Raw genomic sequence first — 20197 nt, 5'->3', positions numbered from 1 at the left:
AAGATAACGCTGAGATTGTCGACAACAAAACGACAGTGTATGACGCCACCCAGCATATTATTGCCACTTAGAACGGATGTGACTAACCAAGACGGATGCCACTAACGCTTATGACATTGCCAATTAATACAATCGCTTCGTGAGGTAATGGAGATGTGATAGCTGTTTATTATCTCGTTGAGGTTATTTAATCGCATTAACGTCGGAAATAGACATAAATAGCTGAAATATTATTAACTCTTACTTGCACTGTATGGCTGTGGGTCTTTATCATAAGCATTACTTTTTTAGGGCTAATCTAATTCAAATCTAGCCCATTTTTTGGGTCTTTCAGGAGCAACCATGCCAAAGATTAATCTGCTGTTATTGTGCGGCGGTGGCGGTGCAGAACACGATATTTCGTTAATGTCTGCACGTTTTTTTGAGTCATCACTGGCAAAGTCAGATAAATTTTCGGTACTTAAGTTAGTACTCGATAAACACGGTCATTATCACACTGAAGACGGTAAATTATGCGACCTGACTAATCGCCGTGAAATTCGTTTTGAAGATAACAATACGCCAGCATGGTCAGTTGATTATGTGATCCCGTGTATTCATGGATTTCCGGGTGAAACCGGTGATATTCAATCGTACTTTAACTTAATCCAACTGCCCTACTTTGGTTGTGAATCTGAAGCCTCAAGCAATTGCTTTAATAAAATCACCGCTAAAATGTGGTTTTCAGCTTTAGGCGTACCAAACACGCCTTACATCTTTTTGCACCAACTAGATGATGATGCAATCAAGCAAACTGAAACGGCATTTGATCATTGGGGATCTGTTTTTGTAAAAGCGGCATCACAAGGATCGTCTGTGGGATGCTATAAAGTCGATGTTAAAGCCAATATCGCTAACGTACTTAAAGATGCGTTTAGTTATGCTCCATATGTGGTTGTTGAGCAAACCATCCATGCGCGTGAATTAGAAGTCGCCGTATACCAATACCAAGGGGAAGTGGTAGCTACCTTACCGGGCGAAATTATTTGCGACAGCAATACCTTTTATTCATTTGATGAAAAGTACGCTAAAAATAGTAAGGCCCGTACCGACGTTGTTGCTGATAACCTCAGCCCTGAGATCAGTCAGCTGATCCGGGATTACGCAATAAAAGCCTTTAAAGGGATGAAATTACGTCACTTGTCGCGCATTGATTTCTTTTTAACTGATGATAATCAAATCCTCTTGAATGAAATCAATACCTTCCCAGGGTTAACGCCTATTTCAATGTTTCCGAAAATGTTGCAAAACCATGGCCATGATTTCACTGAATATTTAATTGATGTGATTGGACAACAGGTTGATTTAACGTAAACAACTTTAGTTCGAAATGCATAAAACAAAAGGCCAGCAAATTTGCTGGCCTTTTCTATACACTTACAATATTAACCGGTTTAGAACCCTTCTACACCCGCCATATCAGGTAATTGGTGTGCAATACCTTTATGACAATCGATACAGGTTTTTTCGCCGCTAGCCAGTGATGTTGAATGCATTTGTGATGCACGCTTAGACTGACGAGTGAAATCCATATAGTCGAAGTTATGACAGTTACGGCACTCTAACGAATCGTTAGCTTTGAGGCGTTCCCATTCATGTTCCGCCAGCTCGCGACGTTTACCTTCAAACTTTTCTCGCGTGCTAATAGTACCGAATATTTTGCCCCACACTTCCTTAGAAGCTTGCATTTTACGAGCAATTTTATCGGTCCAGTTATGTGGCACATGACAATCAGGACAGGTTGCACGCACACCACTTCGGTTAGTGAAGTGAATAGTCGTTTGCAGTTCCTGATAAACATTGTTTTCCATTTCATGGCAACCAATACAGAATTGCTCGCGGTTAGTCAGTTCCAAGGCGGTGTTAAATCCGCCCCAGAAAATCACCCCAGCGATAAATCCACCAATGGTTAAGAAGCCAAGACTGTAATGGACACTCGGACGACACAGCACTTTCCACACTATTTTTAGTTGCTCAAACAATTTTGCAATCATAGTGACTCCTAGTGCTTAACTGGGGCTTTCGCCTTCATTAAGTGATCAATATCGACAAAGTCATTTTCAACTAATAACTTGGCATCTAACTGCGGTGCATGGCACTGAGTACAAAAATAACGACGTGGTGATAAATCAGCCAAAAAATTATTATCACGGTCCATATAGTGAGTCACGCTCACCATTGGAGCCTGTGAATGACCAGTACTAGTACGGGCATGACATTGAATACACTTGTTCACTTTAAGATCGATTTGATAACCATCAATCTTGTGCGGGATCACCGGTGGCTGCATTGGGTAATTACGTACCTGCTTAACATCGGTATTGATCACAGCTTGCATCGCAGGCGGTGTCGGTTCTACATTAATTGGCGCTAAACGTAATGTGTCGATTTTGTCTTCAGGTATGCTGGTAGCCATTACACTTACAGAGAAACCTAATAACGCGATAATCGATAATAATTTACCTGTTTTCATGGTCTGTCTCCTTAAGCCTTAACAATCTTTACAGCACATTTTTTATAGTCAGTTTGTTTTGACAAAGGATCTGTCGCATCTAACGTCACTTTATTAATGAGCTGGCTGGCATCAAACCAAGGCACAAACACTAAGCCAACAGGCGGCTTATTACGTCCTCGTGTTTCAACACGGGTTTTAATTTCACCACGACGAGAAACAATTCTAATTTCATCACCACGACGTAAACCGCGCTTTTTAGCATCTTCAGGATGCATAAAACACACTGCATCAGGGAAGGCTTTATAAAGTTCAGGTACACGTTGTGTCATTGAACCAGAATGCCAATGTTCAAGCACACGACCCGTTGATAGCCAAATATCGAACTCTTCATCTGGTGACTCTGCAGCAGGCTCGTAAGGCAATGCGAAAATAACTGCACGGCCATCTGGCTTACCGTAAAACTCAAATTCTGTACCCGCTTTAACGTATGGGTCTGACCCTTCACGGAAACGCCATTTGGTTTCTTTGCCATTAACCACCGGCCAACGTAAACCGTGCTCTTTGTGGTATACATCAAAGTCAGCTAAATCATGACCATGACCACGTCCAAAGGTGGCATATTCTTCAAATAAACCTTTTTGAACGTAAAAACCAAAATGCTTAGCTTCATCATTTAAGTATTTTTGATCAGCATCTGCCAATGGAAATTTATCAACATTGCCATTGAGATAAAGCACTTCATATAAGGTTTTACCTTTAAACGAAGGGTTAGCAGCTAACACTTCTGCAGGCCAAACTTCGTCAGTAGTGAAACGCTTAGAGAATTCCATTAACTGCCATAAATCAGACTGTGACTCTCCTGGTGCTTTAACCATTTGATGCCAAAATTGAGTACGACGTTCAGCATTACCGTAGGCACCTTCTTTTTCGACCCACATTGCTGTTGGTAAAATTAAATCGGCTGCTTGGGTGGTAACAGTTGGATATGCATCAGACACTACGATGAAGTTTTCAGGATTACGGTAGCCCGGTAAACCTTCTTCGTTAATATTGGCGCCTGCTTGGATATTGTTGTTCACTTGTACCCAGTAACAATTTAAATCGCCATCTTTTAAGCGACGGTTTTGCTCTACTGCATGGTAACCAGGTTTTGGTGGAATAATACCACTCGGAATATGCCAAATCTCTTCGGCGCGCTTTCTGTGTTCAGGGTTAGTCACTACCATGTCCGCAGGTAAACGATGTGAGAATGTACCCACTTCACGTGCTGTACCACAAGCAGACGGTTGACCCGTTAATGAGAATGGGCTGTTACCTGGAGTAGAGATTTTACCGACTAACAAGTGAATGTTATAAATCAGATTATTACACCACACACCACGAGTATGTTGGTTAAAGCCCATGGTCCAGAATGAAGTCACTTTACGATCTGGATCTGCATAAAGCTCTGCCAACTCAATAAGCTTATGTTCTGGTACACCAGACAACTTACTGACAGATTCAACATCATAGTCAGCCACAAATTTAGCAAATTCGTCAAAATCAATCGGGGTAGAGTCACCTGCAGTGGCAACGTTTTTGGCTTTCATTTCTAATGGATGCGTTGGACGTAAACCATAGCCAATGTCTGTGGTTCCCTTGCGGAAATTAACATGCTTTTTGATGAAATCTTTATTCACTTTGCCATTTTGGATAATGTAATTGGCAATAAAGTTAAGCATTGCTAAATCGGTTTGTGGCGTGAATACAATGGGCAAATCAGCAAGGTCGAATGAACGATGTTCAAAGGTAGACAACACGGCGACTTTAACGTGTGGCGCGCTTAAACGGCGATCGGTTACACGAGTCCATAAAATAGGGTGCATTTCTGCCATGTTTGAGCCCCAAAGCACAAACGCGTCAGCCGCTTCCATATCGTCATAACAACCCATTGGCTCATCAATGCCGAAGGTACGCATAAAGCCACCTACCGCAGATGCCATACAATGACGAGCGTTTGGATCGATATTATTTGAACCAAAGCCAGCTTTCATTAACTTAACCGCTGCATAACCTTCCCATACGGTCCACTGACCAGAACCAAACATACCGACGGCTGTTGGACCTTTGGCTTTAATGGTCGCTTTCCAACGCTCGGCCATAGTGTCGAACGCTTTTTCCCATGTAATAGGAGTGAATTCGCCATGCTTGTCATATTTGCCATCAGTCATACGCAACATTGGCGTTTGCAGACGATCACGACCGTACATAATTTTAGAAAGGAAATAGCCTTTAATACAGTTTAAGCCACGGTTAACTTCGCTGTTGGCATCACCATGAGTCGCAACAACTTTACCGTCACGGGTGGCTACCATCACTGAACAACCTGTTCCGCAAAAACGACAAGGTGCTTTGTTCCATTCTAATTTGGTTTGTTCTGAGCTAGTGATCAGGTTGCTTGCACTTGTAGGTAGTGCTAATCCTGCAACACTTGCCGCTGCGATAGCGGCATTGGCCTTCATAAAATCGCGTCTATTCATTTTCATACTTCACCCTCTTCAAGCTCTTCACTTTGGTGATACACCATGGTGGCAGTCAACACACCCGGAATGGCATTAATAGTTGATATATCATCCATCAACGATCGTTGGCTCGGACCTTCAACGACAACAACTAACTTAACGTCATTATTAGCTGACAACTCAGCATTTTTGATGGCCATAATTTTTTGTCTTACTTCAGCCATTTGCTCAGGGTGTACTTGGACAATTAGGCTGGTTACGTGAAGTTCATTGCTCATACATCGTTCTCACATTGTTTATTATTTTTAGGATTAGCCCGCGCCTGGAGGCCCAGTTAAAATTTGGCTAAACCAGATAGTAAAACCTAGTGCGCTAACCAGTAATACAGATAAAATTGGGGCTAGAAAGACGGTCAAAAAAATAAAAATCTTTAGCTCTAAACCCTTTTTGCTTTCGGTTTCATTACTCATGGACCCTCCAAGAGTGGGGATAAAAACAATAAATCATCATCGCTTTATTGCTTCTTTATTACGACTCGGTGAATTTTATCGTTAATGCAGTAACAATCTATATACTCACAAATTGGTAAAACAAGGTTAATATGATCTAGATCATCAATTTTAATAAATCATTAGCTAGATCAGGGTTATCGGTCATAAATACCGATTAAAAGAAGGATTATTTAACGATTATTTGAACAGGTATTTCCTTGGTTAGCATTAAGTATAAGCCACTAAAAACAACTTGCGCGGCGAAGATGTCATTAAGGGGTTAATCGTGAGGTATGTCTTGGCATTTTTTACAGGCATAAAAAAACCGACAGTCACATGACTGTCGGTTTATTTGTAACGCGTTAATAAATTAGCTCATGCAGTAACGTAATACTTTTAATGATTTCTGTTCATCTATATCGGCAAAAACGGACGGATTAGCAATTCGCTCAACATAAGTTAATTGTGGCGCAGTATTAGCCACTTGTTGCATCAAAAAATCACAACCAAGCTCTGGGGCATTTAAGCACAGCAACACTTCACCTTGTGGTGCAAGTAAGTCAGGCAGACGTTTCAATAAGCGCTCATAATCTTTAGTGGCCACAAAACTGCCACGTTGATTACTCGGTGGATCGGCCACAATCAAATCATACGGTCCAAGCTTGGTTAATTTACCCCATGATTTAAAAATATCGTGGCCTAAATAACGCGCTCCTGCGGGTAAGTCATTTAATACATGGTTTTGCTTACCAATGCTTAACGCACCTTTACTCATGTCCATGTTGACCACTTCATCTGCGCCGCCTTGCAAAGCCACTACCGAAAAGCCGCAAGTATAAGCAAATAAATTAAGTACCTTTTTATGTTTTGCGTGTTGTTTCACCCATGCTCGGCCGTTGGCCATATCTAAAAATAAACCGTGGTTTTGTCCGCGTAATAAATGGACTAAAAAGCGCGCACCATTTTCGATCACAATATGCTGTTCTGGTACTTCACCATGCAATAACTCACTGAATGTTTGGCCACCTTGACGGTATTGGTAAACCAAATTAAGTGTTTCAGTTGGTCGTTGTTGCTGCCAAAGTACCTTTACTGCAATCACTAATTCATTGAGTTGCTCGGTTTCAAGCATCTTAAAACTGGTGAGCAATAATACTGGTTTATACCAATCTAAACACAGGTGTTCATCGCCAGCGAATAAGCCGCCGCGGCCATGAAATAAACGGCAAACATCATCACCGAACGTCAAATTTGGAACTATTTGTAAAAAACCTTTCATACACTCTCTTAACTCAATAAACTAAATACAATCAATAGGGTTATGCATTTGTGGTTGATGACTTAGCTTTAGTGTCACTGCCCACGCTATGATCATTATCTACGTCGCTACTGACTCCACTATTAACGTCATTATTAACCTGTTCGTCATCGTCGTCTCTGTGGCAATCTTCAGCTGCAATTTCGGCATCTGCTTTAACATTATTGGCAGATTCATTGGGTGAGTCATCATTATCATCCGACAATAAAATTGCCAGCCAATTGCCCGAGTCGCTCGATTCAAGACCAATTTTAACAATCATGGTTAAGGGTACCGACAGCAACATGCCGACAGAGCCAAGCAGCCAACCCCAAAAAATCAATGATAAAAAAACCACTAAGGTAGACAAGCCTAAACCTCGGCCCATAAAACGCGGTTCAACCATATTACCCATCACCATATTGGTACCCACATACAATAAACCGGTAATACCTGCAGCCCCTGGGCCCATTTGGATAAAAGCCAATAACACAGCCGGAATAGCGGCAATAATAGAACCAATATTAGGAATATAATTAAACAGAAAAGCGATGACTGCCCATAACAAAGCATAGTCAACGCCAATGATTGTCAAACCGATACCAACAACCACTGCTGTCGCTAAACTGACAAGGGTTTTAATCACCATATATTGATTAACCGACTGCAAGAATTTATCGATTTGCTGTAAACGCTTATCTGGAGCATCGAGGGCTAAATGAAACTTTCTAGGCATTGATTGCGCCTCAAATAACATAAATACGATAGTCAAAATAATCAGGAATAAATTAGCCATCACATTGCCAACACCAGACAACATATTGGTGGTCATGGATAACGCCATGCCGGGGTCAAAATAATCGAGTACTTTTTGTTGAGAAATCTGGATATTAAAATCTTGCAGTTTTTCAAGGATCCACGCAAATTGTTCAATCAATTGCTCCCGATACTTGGGCATTTCTTTGGAAAACTCAGTTACCGAACTACCCACTAAACTGGCCAGCCACAAGCCCATTAACACAATAAATCCCATCAATAAGATGATCGATAACCATTTAGGAATACGATAGCGCGTCATCAATACAATGGCTGGATTGCAAATTACCGCTAAAAATGCAGATAATACAAAAGGCACCACAATTGGGCTGGCCGTTTTGATTCCCGCTAGAATGATCACCACACAGGCCATCACCACAAAACTACGGACAGCCATAGGCGATTGTTGTAATCCTTTCATAGAACTAAAAATCCTTATTATTGCTTATTAAAATGATTCTGTATGCTAAGCTAAACTCAGTAACATATTGCAAACTAAGTTAAATATTTTTGTCGATTCACATATAAGTTGATGACAATATTGGCTTACAACAACTTTTAGGGATCCACTCACTCAATATGAAACCAGAAACCGCTATTATACGCATTAAAAACTTACGTTTACGCACCTATATCGGCATTAAAGAAGATGAAATCAATAACCAACAAGATGTCATCGTCAATGTGGTGATCCATTATTGTGCCGACAAAGCGCGAAACAGCAACAATGTCACTGATGCGTTGAATTATCGCACCATTACTAAAAATATCATTGCTTTGATTGAAAATAATCGTTTTTCATTACTCGAAAACCTAACCAATCAAACTCTCGCCATTGCCAGTGAACATGATTGGGTTGAATTTGCCAGTGTCGAAATTGATAAACCCCATGCACTTCGCTTTGCAGACTCTGTGTCGATGGAATTATGCTATCAAAAGCCGTAATAACAAGTATGTTGCGTGCAGAATTTGTGATCATTTCTTAAGGTTACCATCGTATATTGTTCTACTGAGTAGAAGGGAGTTTAGATGAGAATATTAATCACTGGTGCAACGGGGTTTGTTGGCAAACGCTTAGTTAAATCGCTTAGCGAACACCAACTGATCATATTGACGCGAAATATTAATAACGCAAAAAATAATCTTGGCAGTCACCATCAATACTGGCAAACCCTTACTGATAAACCACACCTTAACGACATAGATGCCGTAATTAACCTTGCAGGCGAACCGATAGTCAGTAAACGTTGGAGCAACAAACAAAAAAAACTAATATGCGACAGCCGTTGGGACATCACCACGGAATTAACTCAGCTTATTAGTAAAAGTACTACGCCGCCACATACGTTTATTAGCGCCTCAGCGGTGGGTTACTATGGTCGACAAGACCAGAGTCCAGTCGATGAGACAAGTGGATTTCATACTGAATTTAGCCATGATATATGCCAGAAATGGGAAGACCTCGCACTTCAAGCCCAGTCACAACAGACCCGAGTGTGTATTACTCGAATAGGTATTGTGCTCGGGAAGAATGGCGGCGCATTAGCAAAAATGCTACCTCCATTCAAACTTGGTTTAGGCGGCCCAATAGGCAGTGGCGAGCAAGGTATGAGTTGGATCCATGTTGATGATTTAATTGGACTGATTAACTATTTGCTGAACAACACCAACTTACAAGGTATTTACAATGCTACTGCACCTCAGCCTGTTAGCAATGCAACATTTGCTAAAGCATTAGGCAGTGCGTTAAATCGTCCGGCCAAAATAACCACGCCACCATTAGCGCTAAGACTGGCAATGGGTGAAATGTCAGAGTTGCTCACTACCGGCCAATTTGTACTACCCACAAGGACTTTAGCGGCTGGCTTTGAGTTTCAATACACTGATATCAACAGTGCATTACAACACATTATTAATTCTAAGAGCTAACTCAGCGAGCTAACTCAGAGCACTAAACCACCGAGAAAATTCACCGGGCTAACGGGCATCACTTCACCAACTGTTTAATTTTATTGATTATCGGTCCATAACGACGTGCAAGTGGCCGATGTTTTTTGTAAATGATAAACAAGGGCTCACTGACCACCACATTGTTGGCTTGCTCGGTGGCAAAAGATGCTATGCGGATATGCTGTTGTTGGGCAAAATTATCAACTGCAAATTGTGGTAGCACAGCAAATGCCAGCCCTTTAGCCACGGGAACAAGAATTTGGTTCAATTGGTTAACGTAACTGCGAATAGGCACCTGCAACGCTAACACCTGTTTTTCAATAAAATACTGGCCGACTATTTGCGACCAATAATGCATCGCATCTGGATGGCTCACCATTCCAAGTTCCATGAGTTGTTCAAATGTAACCGATTGATGTGGGTACGACTGCGGTAACACCAGACACAGAGACTGTGCAGCTAATGGGGTCACCACCAGCTCATCCATGTTAATCGGCTGCGTAATGATGCCCACATCAACGGTATTGGCCATAACACTATCAATAATGCGTTTATTAGGCGCCGCTTCCAGATGGATTTGTAATTGACTATATGGCAACTGATAGTCAATAAGGTGAGGATATAAAAGCAACGCCATCGATCCCGAACACGCTAAACGACAAACGCCTACATGCTCATCATCAACCGCTAATTGCGACAAAACTTGTTGCTGTTGCTGCTGCCAAACTAATGCTTGTTGATATAACACAATTCCAGCTTCAGTTAGCTCAAAGCTTTTTCCTATTCGAATCAGTAAATCAACGCCCACTTGCAGCTCAAGCTTTTTAATGTGTTGACTCACGCCAGGTTGCGTCATAAAAAGCTGCTCTGCCGTGTGAGTAAAATGCCCTACTTCGACAAGTTTAATAAATGTGGTTAACCATTGTTGATTTAACATGCTGCGCCTCTATTATGCACTGAACACTTCATTGCATCGACAATGAACATCTCTTATACGACATCGATTATGGGGATACTAACGTCACCGCCGATAATGGCACAATGATAACAAAAAGTTATTGTTTTATGTGTTTTTAATAACCTTACCCACTAACGTTAGCTAAAAGGACAATATAACCAGAAAGGTGTGATTCCAGCTCAAACCCGTGGTTAATACGATTTACTTTTTGCCATCCTCATACACTCCCGTAGAACGGCCAGGTTAACATGCCGCATTGTAGAGTGACTTGACTCTACCTGATTCCTTACCATGATTAAATTGTACAAAAAACGAACAAAATAATTAATTATTAAAAAGGATAATAAAATGAAAAAATTATTAATTACATTAGCTTGCGTTGTATTTAGCTCCGCATTATTTGCCAAAGATAGATTGGAGATTTACCAAGATTACGATCTCGGTACTGAAATAATGGTAATGACTACCGTTAAAGTAGATCCTAATATGGCGGATATATATTTGGCAGGTTTGAGTAATAGCTGGGTTAAAGCGGTTAAAATTGAAAAGGAACTTGGTTATATCAAAGACTGGAAAATCTATGCAAGTGATTTACCAGTGAGTGGTGATTTTAACATGTTATTAGTCGTTACTATGGCTAATGGCGCAGACATGGAGCCTAACAAAAAGAAGTATGAAGCGTTCATGAAAAAGTGGAGCGAGGCTGATAAAAAAATGTCTAATGAAATTTCAGCCAAATACCCTGAAGTAAGGACATTAACGGGTGAATATCGCATGCGTGAGGTCATGATAAAATAATCAATAAAGCGCTTTTTACACAAATACTAAGGGGCGCTGAATTTAAAGCTTATTTAAAAGTATATGACTAAATGAACCAATTTCTACATCGGTTAAATAACGCCATTCACCTATTGCTACATCCAGTTTAACCGCACCAATACTTTCTCGATGCAGCGACACCACTTTATTACCTACGGCAGCAAACATGCGTTTAACTTGATGGAACTTACCTTCAGTTAAGGTCAGTAATACTTCTTGTGGTGTGATAATTTGCAACTGTGCCGGTAATGTCAGCTCTTGCTCCCCTTGCAAAGCAATGCCTTGTAAAAAAGACTCTCCGGCATCTGCTGCTATCGGCTTAGCTAATTTAACCCGGTAAACTTTATGGCATTGTCCAGACGGGGACGTGATAGCAAATGTCCAACGACCATCATCGGTAATAAGCACTAATCCGGTTGTGTCGGCATCTAATCGTCCGGCAATATGCAACTCAGATGGTCGTTCGGCGTCAATTAATGAGAATAGCGACGGATAGACACCATCGACATTCGAACAAAGGGCATTGGCAGGTTTATTGATTAACATATAACGAAACGCTCGAGCAGCAAGATTTTGACCGTTTAAGCTGATGTCATTATTTTCATGAACTTGAACAGCTTCATCCCTGACAACTACACCATTAACGAGCACAGCCCCGTTATGGATATGTTGAATAACCTCATACTTTAATAATTCAGTACTTTTACAAACAAATCGATCAAGACGCATAAATAACCTTAACTTGGGATAATCATTTATTATTGGCTACTTAAGCGGATATTATGCTTTGTCTCGTCAGATATGCAGTCAATGGTGGGGGATATTATGCCACAGACGTAAAGTGCAGTTTGTATTATTAGAGAGAATAGCAAACACATTACTCAAGCAAAAAAGAGCAAAAAAACGTAGCACCGACACTTAATGCAAACCCCACAAACATCATCGCAATAAAAATCCATTTGTGAGAAAAATTGCTTCCTTTAAACATCAAGTACGATTTACTGATGGTGTTACCGAGTAAAATTAACAACAATAAATTTATTAAATCAATATCCTGTGGATTCATAGACCATTCGCTCATCACCGATACAAGAATGGCATGAGCTTCAAAAAATGATACCAGCAAAGTACTGATCCCTCGCGATAAACCAAGTTCACTGCCGATAAAATGCATGGCATATACAAGTCCGAGGATAAAAATAGATAGCTTAGCAACATTTTTCCAATTTATCGGGTGATCAATTAATAGCTCAATATCAACTGTTGGTTGCCCTGACTGGTTACTTAAAAAAAGTAAATTGGATTGCATCTGCACATATATTATCGCCGTAATAAAAAACAATAATTGCGTGACAAAGGGGATATAAAAAATAAAGGCTAATTGGTCTGCCAAAAAAAAGATAATAAATAGACATTCCAGTAACATAGAACATAAAGCAAACAACAATGTCAGTAGCAAGTCACGTTCACTTGTTGATGCAAATTTTTTATCATTTAATATTTGTAAAAAAGCTGCCGTACTGGAAATAAATCCTCCCAGAAAGCCCTGTAACTGGAATCGACTGCGTTTTGCTAGTAAGTGAAAACTAAAAAAGCTGAATAACTCTAGACAGGCAACTAAAGGCACAATTTTTAATAGAGGAACGTAGGCTGCAACAACAAACAATGCTGCAAGCATGGTCATGTCAAACCATATATGTTTGTCTTTAAAATGATATGAGAGTGGTGTTTTATGCTCCATCGACAATATTTGCCTCTATAACTATGTATCCTGGTGGACTAAATCATAAATTATTCAGAACTAACACTTTTCATCACAACATTAACCACTACATTTATCGTGATCGGCACCGAGCACTTTTTAATATAGCTTAATTATACAGCAAGCCAACTTAAAACGATTTAGAGAGTAGACAAATGCTTGTCCAATCTCGTAATCGACAGCTAAGGTGGCTTGATAAATTTTATAGCACGACTTGGCAGGGGGAAATAATATTAAATGTACCGCACTCATCATCGGTAATGAGCACTCACCCTGTGGTGCCAGCATTTAACCGTCCGCCAATAGGATGATCAGATAATTGTTCAACATCCACTAATGAAAAAAATATAGGCCAATAAAGCTTGTCTCTATATTTTAACGTATTCATCTGCCTTAAACACAAATCCTTAATACACTAATCTAAACGCTGATAACTAACGTATTAGAGCGCAAACCCAATAAACATTATCAAACTCAATGCTATCACCGCACGATACCTCAAGGATCATTGAAATGGCATGGGAAGACCGCACGCCATTTGAAGCTATTGAACACCTTTATGGCTTAAACGAATCAAATGTGATTAAACTCATGCGCTCATCACTCAAACCCAATAGCTTTAAGTCTTGGCGAGCCCGTGTTAGTGGCCGTAAAACCAAGCACCTTAAATTGCGACCTGAAGGTATTGATAGAGCGTATTGTCCAACCCAATATAAAATGCGTCAAAAGTAATCACATCAGTGATCAACTAAGGTAAAAAGGCAACATAAAAAAGGGAGATGACAATGCATCTCCCTTAATATTTGTAAGTATTTTAGCCCTCTTTTAACATGTCACTGCACGACTTATTGAGTAACTGACGACAACGCCAAACCCCTAAGATTGCCACAATTAACGCGCCTGCGATTGGAGTGATGCCCCACCATGGCCAATGCATGTATACCACTAGCTCAAACACTTGGGTTTTTAGCATATATAAAGCAAACTCAGCCACAATCACCGCTAATAAACCAGCAATTGCACCAAGCAAAGCAAACTCAATTCCAGTAGAAGCACGAAGTAACCAACCGGATGCGCCAAAAGTTCGCAACACTGCGAGTTCTCGTTGTCGAGTCGCCATGCCTGCCTCAGTTTGCGCAATCAACACCAAGGCACTGGCCAACAACACTAATGCCAACACTAGTGATAGTGATAATGACACTTGATCGATTATTTGCCGTAGCTGCTCAACCATCGCCCCAACATCAATAATCGATATCGTTGGAAATTGTTGGATCAGTTGCAATACCACTTGATTGGCGCTCAGCAAGCTACCATCCGCCGCTAATTGCGCATCATTAAGGTGAAAACTGGCCATCGAGGTATAGGCAAATGGCGCCAACGCTTCAGGGGTAAAAATCATGAAAAAGTTAGGTTGTAGGGTTTCCCACTGAACCTGTCTAATACTGGCAACCTTCACCGAAAAGGATTGATTATCGATGCTATAAGTGAGCTTGTCGCCAAGTATAACGCCTAGTCTATCTGCGACACCGGACTCAACCGAAACATCATCCGCAGCTTGATTAAACTTGCCCTCAAGCAGCTTATTATTTGGCGGTAAAGTATCTCGATAGGTTAAGTTTAATTCGCGAGAAATCCCCACTCGCCCTTCAGCTCCGTTTTCAGCTTGTTTGCCCGAAATCAACTCCTCGTCGTTAATATGAGTGAGTCGGCCACGCACCACAGGATAAATATCGGTAGCGTTAATATGATTTAGGCTTAAAAAGTCATTTAATGGCTTAGCATCCTCAGGGGCAATATTCACTAGAAAGTAGTTAGGTGCATTTTCAGGTAACTGCTTTTGCCATTCATTGAGTAAATCTTGACGCAAGGCCAAGATGGTGAGCAATAATACCAATGCACTGCTAAATCCAACCAATTGCACAGCATTTTGACGAGCACGACGGCGAAGCCCAGCTAATGCTAGTTGGAAAGGATTGGTGGTTTTCATGCCAATGCTATGACCGAAACGGATCATCACAAAGCCCAGCACACTGAGTAAAAAACCTAACAACAGCACCGCAAGTACCACTGTCATCGTCAATGCTAAACTTCTTGAATACAAATACCCCAACAAGGCCATCGCGGCCAAGCTTAATAGTAAATGGAGCCACATGCCCAGCTGCAGGCCTTCTAATTGGCGCTGCAATACTCTTAACGGCGGAATGGCTAACAGCCGCATTAACGGATAAGCAGAAAACATAAATGCACTGATTAGCCCCGTGCTTACACCTAATAAAATAGGCCGTAAATACGGGGGAGAATAAGCGGCTATCTCTGGTGGTAAAAATGCCGTAATGCCAGTATCGAGCAATAACCCGCCCAGTAAACCCAGTGCAATACCCAATAAGGTCACTAACGACAAATGCAGCCCGAATAACACCCGAATTTGCTTGCCTGAAGCGCCAAAGGTTTTCAGCATGGCCACAACATCATAGTGGCGTTGACAGTAACGCTGCGCTGCAATACCAATCGCGGCGCACGCTAATGCAATACCGAGTAAACTGGCTAGCAGCAAAAAGCGCTCCGCACGTTGCACAGCTGAAGCTATCGGGGAATCTCCCGATTGCACATCTACCCAACGCTGGCTGTTATTGAGCAAAGGTTTAGCTTGCAGTTCAAAGGCCGTTAGCTGCTCTGCATCGCCAGTAAATTGGTATAAATACGTCACCCGACTACCAGGTTGAATAATACCTGTCGCCGCCACATCATCTAAACGGATGAGTAATACTGGTGAGGACGCAAACGGATTAAACCCTGCATCCGGTAAACGACTAATCTCTTCGGTTAGCGATAACTCACTATTGCCCAATTCAATGCTTTTTGGGTAGCCAAGCAAACCACCTAAACGATTTTCATACCATGCTTGCCCCTTGCTTGGTAATGCTCGAGTGACACCGTTACTCAGCTCTATATCGCCTTTTAACGGATAGCCATCACCTACCGCTTTAACGGTCACTAATTGAAATTTATCGCCCGAATACACCATCGAGTTAAATTGCATGTTAGTGACGTGGGCAAGGCCTAGTTCATTGGCAACAGTAAGAACTTGTGCATCAAGTTCAACCGGTGAGTCGATAATACGGTCGGCGGCAATAAAGTTAGAGGCTTCGCCATTAATGGCCACTTGTAAACGCTCACTAACCCGCGCTAGCCCGGTCACGGATAACACCGCTAACGTAATAGCCAACACGATAAGAATTAATTGTCCTTGAGCGAGTTCACGTTTAAACAATCTCCACGCAATTTTCCACTCCATTAATTAACCTCCGCAACAGGTTCCGCGCTCATATGGGCAGCCTTAAGATTATCTGCGTATGGTTCTGATAAATGGCCATTTTCCATCACTAATTGGCGTGCGCAACGTTTTGCTAAATGTAAATCATGCGTCACTAACACCAACGTGGTGTCACTTTCTTGGTTTAATTCAAACAACATATCAGCAATTTTATCACCATTTACACTGTCTAAGTTGCCTGTTGGTTCATCTGCAAACAACACTTTGGGTTCACAAATAAAAGCTCTGGCAATAGCCACTCGTTGCTGTTCACCACCTGATAATTGTTTAGGCAAATGATTTAATCGATGAGATAAACCAACGCGATTGAGCATGGTTTGGGCTTTCTGCTTGGCATCTTTCACCCCTGCAAGCTCTGCGGGTAGCATAACGTTTTCAAGCGCTGTTAAGGTATCAACCAGCATAAATGACTGAAAGATAAAACTGACTTTTTGCTTACGAAGCGCTGCTTTTTGCTCTTCATTTAATCCGGATAAGGCCACCCCATCCAACACTATCTCACCAGAGGTAGGTGTATCTAATGCTGCAAGTAAACCCAATAGTGTCGACTTACCTGAACCTGATGGTCCCAAAATGGCGATACTGTCTCCTTGCTTGACTTCTATATTAATGCCGTTGAGGATAGTCAACTCTCCCTCTTGGGTCACGACAGTTTTATTGAGGTTAGTTACAGTAATGGCACTGGTATTTCGATCGATATTATTAGACATACAATCCTTCTTATATTCGTCACTTAAACGCGTGCTTACCAGCGTGTTTATACTGATAGTTATGAGTGTACCGACCTATGCTGCCACGATTTTGATATTAGGTGATAGCTTAAGTGCAGGCTATGGCATGCCAGAAGATCAGGGATGGGTACAATTATTACGTAACCAGTTGCCTCAGCATCAGATAATTAATGGTTCTGTTAGTGGTGAAACAACGGCAGGAGGATTACGTAGACTCCCGAGTTTACTGGCTTCAAGCCAGCCAGACCTGATTGTCATTGAGCTAGGTGGTAATGATGGGTTGAGAGGTTTTCCACCAAATAAACTGAAATCAAATCTTACAAAAATCATTACCCTATCGCAGCAACAAGGCGCCAAGGTGTTATTAACTGAGATTATGGTACCACCGAATTACGGCCCGAGGTATGCCAAATCTTTTACTCAGATTTATCATCAGTTAGCCGAACAATATACTATTAAGTTAATCCCTTTTTTCATGCAAGATATTGCCACCGACAAAACGCTTATGCAGCGCGATGGCATTCATCCGAATGAACAAGCTCAAGACACTATTACGCAGTTAATGTTACCTTGGATCACACAAGTTTTATCCGAGTAAACACTTAAATTTGAACAAGTTTTGTTCGACATGTTAAAAACATTTTAATAAAGTGATCGAAAGTCATTTTAATTTAAGCATCAATGTTTAAAATGGACACTCAGCAAGCGCATTAAATAAGCATAAACATATAACGATAAACTTTAGACAACAACTAAGGCAATAAGGAAATAATATGTCCGTCAGTCGTCAAAAAAAAGTATACTTGCCAACAGCAACACGTAAAAATCAATACATTACCATTGGTTTTCCGTTAACTGATGAATATCTTAATGCATACAGTGATTTAGAAACTTGTTACGATGAATTTAGCAAACTCGTCTATCAACTAGCCGAAAAGCAAGAATTGTACAACGTGCACGTTGTCACTACCGATAAATTACCTATGGTACGCTTCCACAGTGAAGCTTATTGCTTAACCACAGATGAGCAATTACGTTTTTTCTATAACCCAGCCCACCATGAGGCTAACCGTTTACACAGCGTTGCAGGCTTTAGAGCTAGAAAACTTAGAATTGTATTTTTAGCCACTGGCAATGACCTTCGCAGTAATTCGGCTGAGTTTCACTCTCATGTACAAAAATTTATAGCTGAATTAAAACCATTATTACCCGTTAAAAATGTGCCAATTAAAGTCCGTGACCACCAGCATATTTCTTATGATTTCTTTGCTAAAGCAAAAGGACTAAAAGAAACCTACGGTTATAAATTACGCGCTGTTGATAGTCGCTATCACCGACGTCATTGCGAGCTACCAGAAAATGTCAGCACGCTCAATTATGTCACCATAAACATTCCAGTTGACCGCCGCATCAAAAAGCAGTTACTCGCAAATGATACCACCGACTTTACCAGTGTTTATCAAAAGGTATGTGACAAGTTTATCGAAGCGACTAAAAGCAAACAGCTTAATCGTGTTGCGGTGGTTGCCAACGGCAAAATACCACTTGTACGTAACAGTAAGTATGAGCAATTAACCAGTACTAACGAATTTCAGATGGTTGGGTTTGATCCTCATGCAGAATCACCAGAGCCGATTTGCCACTGGGATGCGAACAAGCTTGTAGACGTTTTCCGATTTGTGATTGTCGCAGGTAAAAGCGATGAAACGGACGAAGGCTATGGTCGTTTTATGAATCAAGTTGAAGAAGCTATACGTGTATTTACCAATGAGTTCGACATTGATAAAGAACACGCCGATGTCATTTTACGTTTCCATCAACACATCAGTTACAAAGCTTAGTCACTCATAAGCTTACAGTATAAAAAACGACAGCCTAGGCTGTCGTTTTTGTTTTTAATCAATTGCGTTGTGGTGATGTTGCTGTACTACACCGATTGATTACGCTCCGCAAAACGATTCATCATAGTGGTCACTGATAGTGAAACGCCATGAGCAATTTTATCCGCTAGCTTTTTCTTCATTTGATATTGAATTTTAATCACTTGATGGGTGTTAACCAAGTCTAAAATTACATCATCGCTGGTAGAAACCGCATCGATAAGCCCTAAGTCAATTGCTTGCTGGCCATACCAATGTTCGCCAGTGGCAACTTTAGCAATGTCCATATTAGGACGATAACGGCCGACAAACTCTTTAAAAAGCACGTGAGTTTCTTCTAATTCCTGTTGGAACTTAGCTCTGCCTTCATCAGTGTTTTCACCAAAAACGGTTAAAGTACGTTTAAAGTTACCTGCGGTGTGCTGTTCATAATCAATATCATGATTTTTTAACAAACGATTAAAGTTTGGTATTTGCGCAATCACCCCAATTGAGCCCACTATCGCAAACGGTGCGGCGTAAACCTTATTAGCCACACACGCCATCATATAGCCACCACTTGCAGCCACTTTATCCACGCAAATCGATAATGGGATATTAGCTTGACGCAAACGATCTAACTGACTTGACGCTAGGCCATACCCATGAACCATACCGCCACCACTTTCAACATTGACCAATACTTGGTCATCTTTATCTGCGATGGTTATAATAGCGGTCACTTCTTCGCGTAATGACGCGACTTCATTGGCATCTATACTGCCTTTAAAATCAATAACGAATACTTTGCCTTTGGTTAAGTTTTGTTTCTCAGCCGCTTTTTCGGCTGCTTTTACTTGCTTTTCATAGGCTTTAAATTGCTTTTTAGGCAGTAACTCTTCTTTCAACTGATGCTTTAACTGCATAAGCTCATCTGAAATATCAGTCAATCTTAGCTCACCTTTATCAGATTTGTTTTTCATGCTTGCTGCCAGCACAAATATTACTACCGCTAAAATAGCGACAACAATGGTTACCGCTTTTGCTAAAAACAGGCCGTATTCATATAAAAATTCCAAAACTCGCTCCATACAGGGATGACAATCTTGCGGTATTTTAACAGTAATAACCGACAAGTAGACAATAAAAAACCCAGCTAATTGCTGGGTTTCTTAAGATATT

Annotated in this window: 20 protein-coding genes; 7 read left to right on the top strand and 13 right to left on the bottom strand. The window is 41.0% G+C overall.

Annotated elements, in window-relative coordinates:
* The first annotated feature begins 342 nt into the window (after nucleotides 1-342).
* Nucleotides 343-1353 (top strand): D-alanine--D-alanine ligase, encoded by a 1011-nt coding sequence (locus tag CXF88_RS17455; protein WP_101087920.1) that lies wholly within the window; start codon nucleotides 343-345, stop codon nucleotides 1351-1353.
* Nucleotides 1354-1433: 80 nt separating this feature from the next.
* Here CXF88_RS17455 and CXF88_RS17450 read toward each other — a convergent pair whose 3' ends face one another.
* The 7 genes from CXF88_RS17450 to CXF88_RS17420 form a co-directional block, all read right to left on the bottom strand.
* Nucleotides 1434-2021 (bottom strand): cytochrome c3 family protein, encoded by a 588-nt coding sequence (locus CXF88_RS17450; protein WP_197708467.1) that lies wholly within the window; start codon nucleotides 2019-2021, stop codon nucleotides 1434-1436.
* Between the two features lie 20 nt (nucleotides 2022-2041).
* The gene (locus CXF88_RS17445) at nucleotides 2042-2512 is read right to left on the bottom strand and encodes a nitrate reductase cytochrome c-type subunit (RefSeq protein ID WP_101087915.1); all 471 of its coding nucleotides are present in this window, start codon (nucleotides 2510-2512) and stop codon (nucleotides 2042-2044) included.
* Between the two features lie 11 nt (nucleotides 2513-2523).
* Complete coding sequence (gene napA, locus CXF88_RS17440; RefSeq protein WP_101088208.1) at nucleotides 2524-5013, bottom strand: nitrate reductase catalytic subunit NapA; 2490 nt, start codon at nucleotides 5011-5013, stop codon at nucleotides 2524-2526.
* A 2-nt stretch (nucleotides 5014-5015) separates the two neighbouring features.
* Nucleotides 5016-5273, bottom strand: coding sequence for a chaperone NapD (locus tag CXF88_RS17435; protein ID WP_011638005.1), 258 nt, complete (start codon nucleotides 5271-5273; stop codon nucleotides 5016-5018).
* A 33-nt stretch (nucleotides 5274-5306) separates the two neighbouring features.
* Nucleotides 5307-5465 (bottom strand): periplasmic nitrate reductase, NapE protein, encoded by a 159-nt coding sequence (locus CXF88_RS17430; RefSeq protein ID WP_011638006.1) that lies wholly within the window; start codon nucleotides 5463-5465, stop codon nucleotides 5307-5309.
* A gap of 391 nt (nucleotides 5466-5856) precedes the next feature.
* A complete protein-coding gene (locus CXF88_RS17425) occupies nucleotides 5857-6765 on the bottom strand; it encodes a class I SAM-dependent methyltransferase (protein WP_101087912.1) in 909 nt (302 codons plus the stop codon).
* A 40-nt stretch (nucleotides 6766-6805) separates the two neighbouring features.
* Nucleotides 6806-8020: an AI-2E family transporter gene (locus tag CXF88_RS17420; protein ID WP_101087909.1), complete on the bottom strand. Its 1215-nt coding sequence runs from the start codon at nucleotides 8018-8020 to the stop codon at nucleotides 6806-6808.
* 158 nt (nucleotides 8021-8178) lie between these two features.
* On the opposite strand from CXF88_RS17420, the gene folX reads away from it, so the two are divergent.
* On the top strand, nucleotides 8179-8544 hold the full coding sequence (folX, locus tag CXF88_RS17415; protein WP_101087907.1) for a dihydroneopterin triphosphate 2'-epimerase: 366 nt from the start codon (nucleotides 8179-8181) through the stop codon (nucleotides 8542-8544).
* An 84-nt stretch (nucleotides 8545-8628) separates the two neighbouring features.
* Nucleotides 8629-9528: a TIGR01777 family oxidoreductase gene (locus CXF88_RS17410; RefSeq protein ID WP_101087904.1), complete on the top strand. Its 900-nt coding sequence runs from the start codon at nucleotides 8629-8631 to the stop codon at nucleotides 9526-9528.
* Between the two features lie 58 nt (nucleotides 9529-9586).
* Here the strand turns inward: CXF88_RS17410 and CXF88_RS17405 are convergent, their stop codons facing one another.
* On the bottom strand, nucleotides 9587-10486 hold the full coding sequence (locus CXF88_RS17405) for a LysR family transcriptional regulator (protein WP_101087901.1): 900 nt from the start codon (nucleotides 10484-10486) through the stop codon (nucleotides 9587-9589).
* A gap of 369 nt (nucleotides 10487-10855) precedes the next feature.
* Here CXF88_RS17405 and CXF88_RS17400 point away from each other — a divergent pair, with 369 nt between their 5' ends.
* A complete protein-coding gene (locus CXF88_RS17400; protein WP_101087898.1) occupies nucleotides 10856-11305 on the top strand; it encodes a hypothetical protein in 450 nt (149 codons plus the stop codon).
* A gap of 42 nt (nucleotides 11306-11347) precedes the next feature.
* On the opposite strand, the gene CXF88_RS17395 is transcribed toward CXF88_RS17400, so the two are convergent.
* Entirely contained in the window at nucleotides 11348-12055 is a 708-nt protein-coding gene (locus CXF88_RS17395; RefSeq protein WP_101087895.1) for a pseudouridine synthase, read from the bottom strand.
* Between the two features lie 148 nt (nucleotides 12056-12203).
* On the bottom strand, nucleotides 12204-13067 hold the full coding sequence (locus CXF88_RS17390; RefSeq protein WP_101087892.1) for a DUF4010 domain-containing protein: 864 nt from the start codon (nucleotides 13065-13067) through the stop codon (nucleotides 12204-12206).
* Nucleotides 13068-13565: 498 nt separating this feature from the next.
* Here CXF88_RS17390 and CXF88_RS17385 point away from each other — a divergent pair, with 498 nt between their 5' ends.
* Nucleotides 13566-13820 (top strand): TIGR03643 family protein, encoded by a 255-nt coding sequence (locus CXF88_RS17385; protein ID WP_101087889.1) that lies wholly within the window; start codon nucleotides 13566-13568, stop codon nucleotides 13818-13820.
* An 82-nt stretch (nucleotides 13821-13902) separates the two neighbouring features.
* Here CXF88_RS17385 and CXF88_RS17380 read toward each other — a convergent pair whose 3' ends face one another.
* Together CXF88_RS17380 and CXF88_RS17375 are read right to left on the bottom strand one after the other, a co-directional pair.
* Nucleotides 13903-16386: an FtsX-like permease family protein gene (locus CXF88_RS17380; protein WP_101087887.1), complete on the bottom strand. Its 2484-nt coding sequence runs from the start codon at nucleotides 16384-16386 to the stop codon at nucleotides 13903-13905.
* Nucleotides 16386-17135 carry an ABC transporter ATP-binding protein gene (locus CXF88_RS17375; protein WP_101087884.1) on the bottom strand — a complete coding sequence of 250 codons (750 nt, stop codon included), beginning with the start codon at nucleotides 17133-17135 and terminating at the stop codon, nucleotides 16386-16388. Before CXF88_RS17375 ends, CXF88_RS17380 begins: the two co-directional genes overlap by 1 nt.
* 61 nt (nucleotides 17136-17196) lie before the next feature.
* Here CXF88_RS17375 and CXF88_RS17370 point away from each other — a divergent pair, with 61 nt between their 5' ends.
* Together CXF88_RS17370 and CXF88_RS17365 are read left to right on the top strand one after the other, a co-directional pair.
* Nucleotides 17197-17754, top strand: coding sequence for an arylesterase (locus CXF88_RS17370; protein ID WP_162022733.1), 558 nt, complete (start codon nucleotides 17197-17199; stop codon nucleotides 17752-17754).
* A 175-nt stretch (nucleotides 17755-17929) separates the two neighbouring features.
* Nucleotides 17930-18997, top strand: coding sequence for a DUF3083 family protein (locus CXF88_RS17365; RefSeq protein WP_101087882.1), 1068 nt, complete (start codon nucleotides 17930-17932; stop codon nucleotides 18995-18997).
* A gap of 86 nt (nucleotides 18998-19083) precedes the next feature.
* Here CXF88_RS17365 and sohB read toward each other — a convergent pair whose 3' ends face one another.
* Nucleotides 19084-20094: a protease SohB gene (gene sohB, locus CXF88_RS17360; protein ID WP_162022732.1), complete on the bottom strand. Its 1011-nt coding sequence runs from the start codon at nucleotides 20092-20094 to the stop codon at nucleotides 19084-19086.
* Between the last annotated feature and the right edge of the window lie 103 nt (nucleotides 20095-20197).

The sequence above is a fragment of the Shewanella sp. ALD9 genome, assembly GCF_002836315.1.
Taxonomy (GTDB): Bacteria; Pseudomonadota; Gammaproteobacteria; order Enterobacterales; family Shewanellaceae; genus Shewanella.
This window is presented reverse-complemented; position numbering and strand designations above follow the sequence as displayed.

Bases quoted from the DNA above. Each gene is read 5' to 3' on its own strand.
- CXF88_RS17455 (WP_101087920.1), top strand. From the start codon at position 343: ATGCCAAAGATTAATCTGCTGTTATTGTGCGGCGGTGGCGGTGCAGAA.
- CXF88_RS17445 (WP_101087915.1), bottom strand. From the start codon at position 2,512: ATGAAAACAGGTAAATTATTATCGATTATCGCGTTATTAGGTTTCTCT.
- napA (WP_101088208.1), bottom strand. From the start codon at position 5,013: ATGAATAGACGCGATTTTATGAAGGCCAATGCCGCTATCGCAGCGGCA.
- CXF88_RS17435 (WP_011638005.1), bottom strand. From the start codon at position 5,273: ATGAGCAATGAACTTCACGTAACCAGCCTAATTGTCCAAGTACACCCT.
- CXF88_RS17430 (WP_011638006.1), bottom strand. From the start codon at position 5,465: ATGAGTAATGAAACCGAAAGCAAAAAGGGTTTAGAGCTAAAGATTTTT.
- CXF88_RS17425 (WP_101087912.1), bottom strand. From the start codon at position 6,765: ATGAAAGGTTTTTTACAAATAGTTCCAAATTTGACGTTCGGTGATGAT.
- CXF88_RS17420 (WP_101087909.1), bottom strand. From the start codon at position 8,020: ATGAAAGGATTACAACAATCGCCTATGGCTGTCCGTAGTTTTGTGGTG.
- folX (WP_101087907.1), top strand. From the start codon at position 8,179: ATGAAACCAGAAACCGCTATTATACGCATTAAAAACTTACGTTTACGC.
- CXF88_RS17410 (WP_101087904.1), top strand. From the start codon at position 8,629: ATGAGAATATTAATCACTGGTGCAACGGGGTTTGTTGGCAAACGCTTA.
- CXF88_RS17405 (WP_101087901.1), bottom strand. From the start codon at position 10,486: ATGTTAAATCAACAATGGTTAACCACATTTATTAAACTTGTCGAAGTA.
- CXF88_RS17400 (WP_101087898.1), top strand. From the start codon at position 10,856: ATGAAAAAATTATTAATTACATTAGCTTGCGTTGTATTTAGCTCCGCA.
- CXF88_RS17395 (WP_101087895.1), bottom strand. From the start codon at position 12,055: ATGCGTCTTGATCGATTTGTTTGTAAAAGTACTGAATTATTAAAGTAT.
- CXF88_RS17390 (WP_101087892.1), bottom strand. From the start codon at position 13,067: ATGGAGCATAAAACACCACTCTCATATCATTTTAAAGACAAACATATA.
- CXF88_RS17385 (WP_101087889.1), top strand. From the start codon at position 13,566: ATGCTATCACCGCACGATACCTCAAGGATCATTGAAATGGCATGGGAA.
- CXF88_RS17380 (WP_101087887.1), bottom strand. From the start codon at position 16,386: ATGGAGTGGAAAATTGCGTGGAGATTGTTTAAACGTGAACTCGCTCAA.
- CXF88_RS17375 (WP_101087884.1), bottom strand. From the start codon at position 17,135: ATGTCTAATAATATCGATCGAAATACCAGTGCCATTACTGTAACTAAC.
- CXF88_RS17370 (WP_162022733.1), top strand. From the start codon at position 17,197: ATGAGTGTACCGACCTATGCTGCCACGATTTTGATATTAGGTGATAGC.
- CXF88_RS17365 (WP_101087882.1), top strand. From the start codon at position 17,930: ATGTCCGTCAGTCGTCAAAAAAAAGTATACTTGCCAACAGCAACACGT.